The organism is Gluconobacter cadivus, from assembly GCF_015244745.1.
In the GTDB taxonomy this organism is placed as follows: Bacteria; Pseudomonadota; Alphaproteobacteria; order Acetobacterales; family Acetobacteraceae; genus Gluconobacter; species Gluconobacter cadivus.
In genome coordinates this window covers 227,659-237,041 of the sequence record NZ_JABCQI010000007.1, presented here as the reverse complement: position 1 = coordinate 237,041, position 9,383 = coordinate 227,659, and the positions used below count along the sequence as shown (strand labels likewise).

Here is a 9,383-nt window from a genome sequence, read left to right as displayed (position 1 = left end):
CAACTCTCAATCCCCCAACATCACACAATACCCACGCGGGGTGGAGCAGCCCGGTAGCTCGTCAGGCTCATAACCTGAAGGCCGCAGGTTCAAATCCTGCCCCCGCAACCACTTACAGTTTCTGAAACCCCGCTAAGTCAACGGCTTAGCGGGGTTTTTCTTGTCTGGAAAAGGCCGTAGGATGGCGAAATAACAAGCTCAAAATTTGGTATGGCTCTGTACAGACAGGTTGACGTCAGCATCGGCTTTTAGCGTCAGGGACAGAATGATTTTTCTCTGTCTTGATGGGGTGTGGATATGCTGATTGGGTCGATTGCGGCAGGGGGCACGGCATCCGGGGGGCAGGTTGCTGGCACTGAACTGGAACAGGCTGGTGCGGACAGTACCAAGACGGGAAAGAAAGCCGACAAAAACGCTGCCTATAATGAAAATCTCGAACAGGGAATGGATACGCTTCAGCAGAGCGATCCGGCCCTGTTTTCAAAGATCATGACAGCCGGAGAGTCCGGAAACGGCAACAGTCTCGTCGAGGACGAGCTTCAGGCTTACAAGGATGGCGATCTGACCAAGAGTCAGGCGATTGCGGCGATTTCCGGTGCGCAGTCACTGGCAAACAATAATGGTGGCGGACGGATCAGCAAGAAGGAGCGGGCCGAGGCGAAAGAGGTTCTGGGGGGAAGCTACATCAAGGGCGGCCAGACCCGCGCCGGTCATGCGATTCTCAAATTTCTTGAAGATACATCCCCGATTGCCCAGATCGTGAAGGGTATCAAATCCAAGACGTCTGACGGTCCGGGTAAAGAAACGGTCCTTCAGGCAGGAAGTGGTGCTTTGTCGACCGCGACACAGCAGGCCATGTCTGATCTGGAGCAGACAGATCCTTCTCTGGCCCAGCAGTTTTCGACGGATGCCAGCAAGAAGAATGGCAATGCCATGGCTCAGGATCTCGAAGTTGCTGGCGAAGAGGCGGCCAGTTCTGACGGGGCATTCTCCGATGCGGATGCTGCGGCACTGGGAAGCCAGATCGGGCAGATGGGAGCTGGCAAGGTCTCCAAGAAAGACGCTGCAAATTTCGAGGCGGAGTTTGGTGAAGGTACGATTGATCGTGGCAGCACGAAGGCCGCAAAAGGGTGGGATAAATTTGAGACGGGAATGGGCAACTTCCTGTCTTCTATGGTCTCTCCGCTGACGGATGGTGTCGGCATGATCGACCAGTTTGCCAAGGGAAACAAAAGTCAGGGTCTGAAAGATCTTGGTGGAATGTTCGAAGGGGTTGCCAGCGATGCGGCGTTGCTCTTTGTCCCCGAAATCGCGCCCGAAGTGGATGGCGCGGAAGCAGCGGCCCGCACGGCCGAAGGCGTTACGCAGAGTGCGGAGAAGGGAGCATCTTCGATTGGCGACATTCTCAAAAGTGCTGCTGGAAAAGTCGGCAACGGACTTATGACTGGTCTGGATACAGCCGATTATGGCTATAATCTTTACAGCATGGGCCAGGGCGACCCAATTGTGCAGCAGCACAAAAATACAGGCGAAGCCTGAGTAGAGAGACCGTGTTACGCCACTCTGGTTGCGTTCCGGTTTGATGTTCTGAAAGCAGAAGCCATGAACCGGGGCAATATTGCCCCGGTTCATGGCTGTTTCGTCTGATGCCGGATCAGGCGTCTCCGAAGTCCGCCGTGTAATGCTGGCTTGTATCTTGTGCCATAGTCATCGGATTGGAACTGGTCGCGTTACGATCGTCATCCGGATGGATATAGGCGTTCCCGGTGCCCAGCTTTGACTCCATATAGGCTCCGCCGTCTTTCATGCCCTGCGTTGAGCCGTCATACCATCCGGTTACGGTAGAGCGGCCGCCTGCGTCTTTCGTGACGGCATTGGAAGGGGCGTCGCTGGCAATGCTCTGGCTATCGCCTGCGGTTTTGCCGTTGCCGTCAGAAACCTTGATGGAGGCGTTTCGTCCGTCGATATAGCTGACATCGTCGTTATTGACGCCCTTGGCATCCGCATAGAATTCGAGGCGGCTGGCGGTGGACTGGAAATTGCCGGACGAGTCTGCTTCGGCGTCATAGCCGCCTTGGCCATTCTCGTATTTCAGCGTGCCGGTCTGGCCGGGTTTGAGGTCGATCTCGGCTGTGGGCTGGGTCGTGGAGCCGCCATTGAGAAACTGACCGATCTTTTCGTCGTGATTGCTGGTATTTGTGATGGTGGTCGTGTTGGGGCCGTCTCCTGCATTGGTGCTGGACGTGCCAGACGTTGCGGCAGCGGAGCTGGACGCGTCACTCGAAGCCGGGGTTGTGGGCGACGTAGATCCTGCGGCCGGTGTTGCGGAGGTGGAAGAGCCAGCAGCCGGAGAGATAGCCGGGCTTGTCGTATCGGAGCCGGGGTTTGTGGAGCCTTCCTGGTTCCCCTGCTTCAACAGAGCCATAAGTTCCTGAAAGACTTCCGCAAGTTTGGCCTCTTCCTGCGAATTCTGGGTCCCGCTGCTCTGGCCTGCGCCGGTCGTGCTTCCGGTCCCGGAAGACAGGCTTCCAGACTGTATTGCGGCCATCAGTTCCTGAATCAGGCTCTGGGTGTCGGGCGTGATTGAAGTGCTCATGTCGTCCTCATCGTGCGGCTGAAAGCGGGCATGGCAAACGGATTCATGGCCGCGTTTTTCTGCACAGTCTGTTTACGATGCGAAGCTGACGTCAGCCTGATTTGAGCCCTGACGACATTACGAGGGAAGGTTCTGAAGAATACGCGCAACCGGCTGGAAAAATTCAGGCGTGATTGTTGTTCCGGGTTTGAATTTTTCCGCAAGGTTTCGCGCAAGTTCATAGTCCCAGACGACAGGAATGCGGCTCTCCTGAGCGATCGTGCGATAGATCTCCGCCTGTTCTCCATGCGCCCTGCAGACAATGCGCGGAAGAGGCGTCTGCGGCGGTTGATAGCGCAGGCCGATGGCAACAGCGTTTCCACAAATCATGACGCTGGCCTGCTTCGGACCAAGCGGCGCGGTGTTGCGACGGGCCTGACTTTGGAGGCGACGCTGTTGGCGCTTGATGAGCGGATTGCCTTGGCTGTCCTTGCGTTCGTTCTTCGCCTCGGTGGGCGTCATGCGCATCTCCTTGAGGAACATCTGCCGCTGGATCAGCAGGTCGATCACGCCGGCAACCATGTAAAAGACACAGGCTGCACCGAAGATCGGCATCAGCAGCGTGAAGAGAATGCGGGGCAGTTCGGTAATCCCGGCTTCGGGCACACGGACGAGGCCGCCAATCGCACCATGAATAATCAGCGCCAGTGTTCCGCCGAAAAACAGAACCTTGACCAGAGACATGCCCAGATCCACGAAAGTCCGAGCCTTGAAGAGGTTTGCGAAGCCTGAAACCGGATTGATCTTCTCGAATTTCGGCATCACAGGATCGAGTGCGAAAACAAACCCGCCATTGGTCAGCAGCCTGACGAGAATGCCCGTGACGACGGCCAGAGCGAGAGGGGTCAGAGCATCTTCGAGGCAGATGGTCCTGAGGGCCTGACCCACGCTTGCGATCCCGGATCTGAAATCCATCGTAAGCGCGTTCCCGACCGCATCCATCATCGCTTGCAGATGGATGGCAATCGCGTTTCGCCGCAGCAGAAGCCAGCCGATCAGGATGATGGTCACCACTCCGGACTGAAGATCCGGAGCCTTGGCGATATGGCCTTTGCGACGTTCATCCGCGAGCTTCTTGGCAGAAGCCGGGAGCGATTTTTCCTCGCTGCTGCTACCGCTCATGGCTTCAGCAGTTGGTGCATAGTGCCAAGAACATCCCGCGAGGCGACAAGATCATGCCTCATGTATGACACGAGCCACGCGCAGTAGCCGAACATCATCAGGATGAAGACCAGATTGCGCAGGTTCGGGGCGAGATCATAGAGATGCAGTTTCGGGATGGCGCGCATCAGGAGAATAACGCTCGCCTCACACAGCAGCATCGCCAGCATGACGGGAGCGCCGATTGAAAGGCTCACGGTTTCCAGCCGGTCAAGCAGACCCAGCAGGAGCAGGCCGAACCCCGGCTGCGGCGCTAGCGCCAGAGCGAGCGGAGGCCAGAGCGTTTCGGACGACAACAGCGTAGCGGCCAGAAGATTGAGCCCCCCTGACAGGACAAACAGCGTCGTGACGGCAAGGGCAAAAAACCCGGCGGTTGTGGACTCCTGATTGCCACTTCCCGGATCTTCAGCCTGACCCTGCGTTGCGCTACGCTGGGTGTCGAGCAGTTCGCCCGCGCACTGCACGCCCCAGATCGGCAGACCGATGAGCAAACCGATGATGACGCCGATCACCATTTCCTTGGCCCCGAGCATACCGAGCGCCATCAGGGAGCGGGGATTGGTGAGCAGTCCGGCATGGATCATGGGGGTTGCGGGAATAGCGAGCGCGAAGGCAATAGCCCCCGTGATGGGGCCGCCAAGCTGCATGCGTGTAAAGACCGGCAACACGATGGCCGCCCCCGCCGGGCGGCTCATCGCCAGCGCGATGGCGCTCAACCAGGGCATCATCTGTTGCAGAACAACAAGGGCGTCAGTGGCAGGCACGGCTCAGAAGCGCGTCATGGCCGGAAAATCGGTCAGGACGTGTTCGGTAAAGGCCAGCAGAGGCGGGAAGAGCGTCGAGGCCATAAGCACCAGCGTCGCGCAGACTGCGACGACCTTGAAGGTCAGCGGCATTGTCTGGTCCTGAAGCTGCGTTACGGCCTGCAGAAGCCCGATCAGAAGCCCGACCACCAGCGCAATGGCCAGCGGTGGCCCCGCGATCGAGGCGAACAGGAAAAGCGCGGAAGAGAGTTCCTGTGTGAGGGCCGCATCATCCACAGGCGGTGTTCTCCCGCAGATGTGCGCGCCGCGAGGGCCTACGCATAGCTCATTACCAGCCCGTGCAGCAGGCGTGTCCAGCCGCTGGCCAGAACGAACAGCAGCAACTTGAGCGGAACCGAAATCGTGTTGGGCTGCACCTGGGACAGGCCCATCGCGATCAGGATCGTGGTGACGACGAGGTCAATGGTGATGAACGGCAGATAGATCAGGAAGCCGATTTCAAACGCGCGTTTGAGTTCTCCCGTCAGGAAGGACGGGAGAAGGATCGGGAGCGATTCCGGCGTCAGGCTGTCGCGCATGTCCTCGGGCCACAGGCGCTGGGTGGCGTTCATGAAGAAATTGCGCTCGGGCGCCTGTGTGAAGCGGAGCAGATGCTGGGCAACGGGGGCCTGCACGCGTTCATAGGCATCCACATAATCCGTCAGCGTCTCGTATTTCTGGTCGCTCTCCATGGCCGCTTTGTAGATGTCGTGGCCGAGAGGCGCGGAAATGAAGAGCGTGAGGATCAGCGAAATCGCATAGAGCACGATATTCGGCGGAGACTGCTGGATGCCGAGCGCGGTGCGCAGCAGGAACAGGACGACCGAGATTTTCACGAACGACGTGGTGGTGATGACCGCGAGGATCAGGACGCCGAACCCAAGGGTCAGGACAAGGGCCGTGACGAGATTGGTCGAGCCGATCATGCGGTGATGATCCGCGTTACCCGGATGGCAACGGAGGACCCGAGATCCACGAGTTCGCCTTCGCCAATGCGGCGGCCATTGGCCATGATCGACACGGAACGCTCCGTGAGCGCGCCGATATCAATCACATGTCCTTCTCCGATCGTCCTCAGTTCGGCCAACGAGACCGGCATCCGCGCCAGTTCGAAGGTCAGGGGGATCTGAAGCTGTTCGATGGCGGAGGCTTCGACTGTTGTGGGCTGGTGCGGTTCGCTCACGGAGGACGGGGGTGTTTCAGTCATGCTGTTCCAATCTGCTGGCCAAATCCGGGCGAGAGGCACAAACGCGCCCTCAAAGACAATCCTGCTGCCGTCATGCCGGACCGCTGCGCCCAGCATCTCGCCCGCAACAATCACATGTCGGACTTGCGCTGCCGTCCCGAGGACCAGCCCGAAACCGGGGCCGAGCGCCATGAGGTCTTCGGGCGAAATCAGAACGCTGCCAACTCTCAGCGACAGCATCACCGGCGGATCGGGAAACCGGCGCACAAGAGACGGTGCGAGACGGTGCAGCACAGGCATTAATGCCGGAGGCAGACGAAGCAGTCCGCAAAAGCTGCCCGTTGTATCAAAACGGGCCTCAAACCCGATCTCGACAAACTTGGGCCTGTGGGACGTGTCCTGCTGCGCCGGTTCGATCTGCGTGAACCGGATCGGCGCATTTATCGCTGCCTCCAGCGTCGTCAGGCCCTGATCCAGCAAAAGTTCCAGAAGCAGCAGGGCTGCCGGCGCTTCCATCGGGCCGCGAGGCTTGGGCTCCGCCAGCGAAACCAGCCTCTGAAGGATCTCGTGAGGGAGAACACATTGCCCCTCCCTATCATCGATCCGAAAACAGATCGCACTCCACTGTGCTGGTAAGAGGATCGGCGGCGTAAAGCGTACCGAAAGTCGCTCTTCGCCTACAGACAGCGCAAAATCTTGCCGCCCGAGCAGACCTGCCGCCAAAGCGTCATAGCCTAGCGGCCTCGGCGTGAGGCGATGTATCGCGCGCGGCAGAGACAGCGTCATGGAACGCTGAACCGCGATGCCGTATCGCGTTGGCGAGTAAGCCGTCCGCTGTTCTGACGCATCATGGCGAGCTCTGCGATGTCCTGCTCCTCACGCCGTTCCTGCGCCGTGCGGCGTTCTGTCAGAACGCGCTCCAGCAGGTCGCGCGCCTGTTTCTCGCGCTGTTCGTACTGCATCAGCAGACGACGGGTCGCGGCAGCGAGCTGCCGGGCTTTTTCGACGTCCCGTTCCGCTTGGGCGATCCCGTCTTTCAGGCGTTCTTCGTGACGGGCGAGCTCTTCGATATGCTCATGATCCCGACGCAGGAGCACGGCGCTGACCGGCGCATTCTGCGCGCGTGCGGCGATCTCCGCCTGAACCCCAAGCTGGTGTGCTTGATGGTCGGACAGGATCTGGCTGGCGTGGTTGAGACGAGCCAGACGTTGATCGGCCTGCGACGTTGCCGCCGACAGAAGCTGGCGCGCCTCTGCGGCACGGCACTGGCGCAGCGTCACGAGTTGTCCCGCCGCCTGCGGGCTCAGGCGCAAAGACGGTTCAGCCATTCCAGCATCTCCGCAAAGGATGTCCGCTCGTCGTTGCCCTGACGCAGGAAACCCCGCAGCGCGCCGATTTTGGCAATCGCTTCATCCGCCAGTGCATCACCGCCGGGCTTGTATTCGCCGACCTGCAACAGAAATTCGATCTCCTGATATTTCGCCCACAGGCTCCGGATTTTCGTGGCCGCAGCCTGATGCCGAGGATCGGTCACGAGAGACATCACACGCGACCGGCTGGTCAGGACGTCAATGGCCGGATAATGCCCCGCCGCTGCCAGTGCGCGCGACAGAATGACGTGGCCGTCCAGAATGCCGCGTGTTTCTTCAGCAATCGGATCATCCATCCCGTCCTCGACCAGCACGGTATAAAATGCCGTGATCGACCCCCTCACGCCCATGCCCGCGCGTTCCATGAGTTGGGGCAGGGCCGCGAAAACCGAAGGGGGAAAACCGCGCCGCGTGGGCGGCTCCCCGGCAGCCAGTCCGATCTCGCGCAGGGCGCGGGCGTAACGGGTGACATTGTCCACGAACAGCAGGACCTTCAGCCCCTGATCGCGGAAATATTCAGCGACAGTCGTGGCGGCCTGCGCGCAGACGACACGCTCGGCGGCGGGCCGGTCGGAGGTCGCGACGATCAGGACAGCATTTTTCAGCCCGTCCGCCCCCAGATTATGTTCAACAAACTCGCGCACTTCGCGGCCACGTTCGCCCACCAGCGCCACGACCGCGACATCGGCGGAACTGCCCTTGACGATGGCGGATATCAACGTGGATTTACCCGCCCCGGCCTCGCCATACACCCCGAGCCGCTGCCCTTCGCCACAGGTTAGCAAGCCGTCCAGAGCCCGCAGCCCGACGGGTAGCGGTCGGTCGATAGGCTGACGTTCCATCGCGGGAGGCGGTGCAGCATAGACAGAGCGTGATGGTCCGGCTGGCAGTGATCCCAGACCATCAATCGGCGTACCAAGCGCATCAAGCACCCGGCCCAGCAACCGTTCGCCGACCGGGAAGCTGCGTCGCCCTCCGGTCGTGACAACTTCCGTGTCCACTGAGACGCCTTCGAGGCCGCCCATTGGCGTCATGAGGACTTCGTTTCCGTCCAGCCCCACCACCTCGGCATCCAGAGACCAGTCGCGGTCGCGGTTCTGCAACCGGCACAGATCGCCCACGGCCACATTTGGCAGAATGGCGCGGATAATGGTTCCAGTGGCGCTCACGACGCGCCCCTGCATCGGATGTGTGTCGATTCCCGCCGCCCGTGAGCGCAACATGGGCAGGAGGGTTTTCATCCGCGCGATAACATGATCCGCCGTCTGCGACGGATCGCGGCTCATCTGCATCCGGGGCAGAGGATCAGCCTGCCGGTCCTCCGTCACGGGCGCGCCGGAAAGACGAGACATGTCTTCCGGTTCCGGGTTTTCAGAAGCCGGATCGCGTTTGATGAGAGACGCTCCGGACTGATCGGCCCGGGCGTTTTGTGCTTCGGGATCGGGACGAGAAACGGGCTGCTCCGCGTCTTCCGGGGGCAGGTCCTGCTCCGGCAGCGTTCTATCCGTCTGCTGAAACATGTGCAGGCGGACGAAATCCGCTTCCAGCGCACTGGCGAGAGACACAGCCGGATGCGCGGCCTCCATGATCCCGTCCGCGGAAACCGTGTCATCCGGAGCCTGAGAAGACGGCGTGAGCGGGATGTCAGTCATGCTGCATCCATTGTGCGCTGAGATGCTCCCGTAGCACGGCAAGCTGGGCGTCCACGCCCAGTTCCGCCACGCCCAGTTCGCTCTCCAGCACACACCGTCCGGGCGACAGCATCGGGTCGATCTCAAGACGCAGGGCGGGATTATGGACCGTCAGGTCTTCCACGACCGGGCGCAGGATGTCAGCACAGTCGGACGCCACCCGCAGCGTCGCGAGCGTGCCATGCCGGATTTTCCCCAGCGTATGTCTGATAGCAGCCGGAAGAGCGCTCCCGATATCAAGCCGCCCGAACAGATCCGTCACGACGTCCGTCACAATGGCCGGAAGGCTCGTTTCCAGATCCCGAAGCACTTTTGCGACCGCTTCATCGGTCACGAGAAGACGACGCGCCATTTCTGCTGAGGCTTTGTCATGGCCGGTCTGATAACCACGCCGACATTCCGCATCATAGGCGTTCCGTGTGGCGGAAAGCAGCATCGTGGCGTTTCGGATAGCGGTGTCATAGACCAGAGACGCGTCGCACCAGGCGCTCATGTCTTCAGGGCGCAAGACCGTCGTGGAAGGTCGCATTCGCGAAA

Annotated in this window: 10 protein-coding genes and 1 tRNA gene; 2 read left to right on the top strand and 9 right to left on the bottom strand. The window is 60.3% G+C overall.

What is annotated here, in order from left to right; translation table 11 throughout:
• Nucleotides 1-34 precede the first annotated feature (34 nt).
• Both HKD28_RS11670 and HKD28_RS11665 read left to right on the top strand, forming a co-directional pair.
• Nucleotides 35-111, top strand: a tRNA-Met gene (locus tag HKD28_RS11670).
• Nucleotides 112-291: 180 nt separating this feature from the next.
• Nucleotides 292-1,539: a hypothetical protein gene (locus HKD28_RS11665; protein ID WP_194268258.1), complete on the top strand. Its 1,248-nt coding sequence runs from the start codon at nt 292-294 to the stop codon at nt 1,537-1,539.
• A 115-nt stretch (nt 1,540-1,654) separates the two neighbouring features.
• On the opposite strand, the gene HKD28_RS11660 is transcribed toward HKD28_RS11665, so the two are convergent.
• From HKD28_RS11660 to HKD28_RS11620, 9 genes are all read right to left on the bottom strand, one after another.
• Entirely contained in the window at nt 1,655-2,596 is a 942-nt protein-coding gene (locus HKD28_RS11660) for a hypothetical protein (protein ID WP_194268255.1), read from the bottom strand.
• A 117-nt stretch (nt 2,597-2,713) separates the two neighbouring features.
• Nucleotides 2,714-3,757 (bottom strand): EscU/YscU/HrcU family type III secretion system export apparatus switch protein, encoded by a 1,044-nt coding sequence (locus tag HKD28_RS11655; protein WP_194268254.1) that lies wholly within the window; start codon nt 3,755-3,757, stop codon nt 2,714-2,716.
• On the bottom strand, nt 3,754-4,560 hold the full coding sequence (sctT, locus tag HKD28_RS11650; protein ID WP_194268253.1) for a type III secretion system export apparatus subunit SctT: 807 nt from the start codon (nt 4,558-4,560) through the stop codon (nt 3,754-3,756). The genes HKD28_RS11655 and sctT overlap by 4 nt, the downstream gene beginning before the upstream one ends.
• Nucleotides 4,561-4,563: 3 nt before the next feature.
• Nucleotides 4,564-4,836: an EscS/YscS/HrcS family type III secretion system export apparatus protein gene (locus HKD28_RS15930; RefSeq protein WP_062029805.1), complete on the bottom strand. Its 273-nt coding sequence runs from the start codon at nt 4,834-4,836 to the stop codon at nt 4,564-4,566.
• Nucleotides 4,837-4,874: 38 nt separating this feature from the next.
• On the bottom strand, nt 4,875-5,525 hold the full coding sequence (sctR, locus tag HKD28_RS11640) for a type III secretion system export apparatus subunit SctR (protein ID WP_062029803.1): 651 nt from the start codon (nt 5,523-5,525) through the stop codon (nt 4,875-4,877).
• Nucleotides 5,522-6,571, bottom strand: a complete 1,050-nt coding sequence (locus HKD28_RS11635) for a FliM/FliN family flagellar motor switch protein (RefSeq protein ID WP_194268252.1) — start codon at nt 6,569-6,571, stop codon at nt 5,522-5,524. Before HKD28_RS11635 ends, sctR begins: the two co-directional genes overlap by 4 nt.
• On the bottom strand, nt 6,568-7,113 hold the full coding sequence (locus tag HKD28_RS11630) for a hypothetical protein (RefSeq protein WP_194268251.1): 546 nt from the start codon (nt 7,111-7,113) through the stop codon (nt 6,568-6,570). The genes HKD28_RS11635 and HKD28_RS11630 overlap by 4 nt, the downstream gene beginning before the upstream one ends.
• Entirely contained in the window at nt 7,089-8,807 is a 1,719-nt protein-coding gene (locus HKD28_RS11625; protein ID WP_235993438.1) for a FliI/YscN family ATPase, read from the bottom strand. Before HKD28_RS11625 ends, HKD28_RS11630 begins: the two co-directional genes overlap by 25 nt.
• Nucleotides 8,800-9,375, bottom strand: coding sequence for a hypothetical protein (locus HKD28_RS11620; RefSeq protein ID WP_194268250.1), 576 nt, complete (start codon nt 9,373-9,375; stop codon nt 8,800-8,802). The genes HKD28_RS11625 and HKD28_RS11620 overlap by 8 nt, the downstream gene beginning before the upstream one ends.
• Nucleotides 9,376-9,383: the final 8 nt, after the last annotated feature.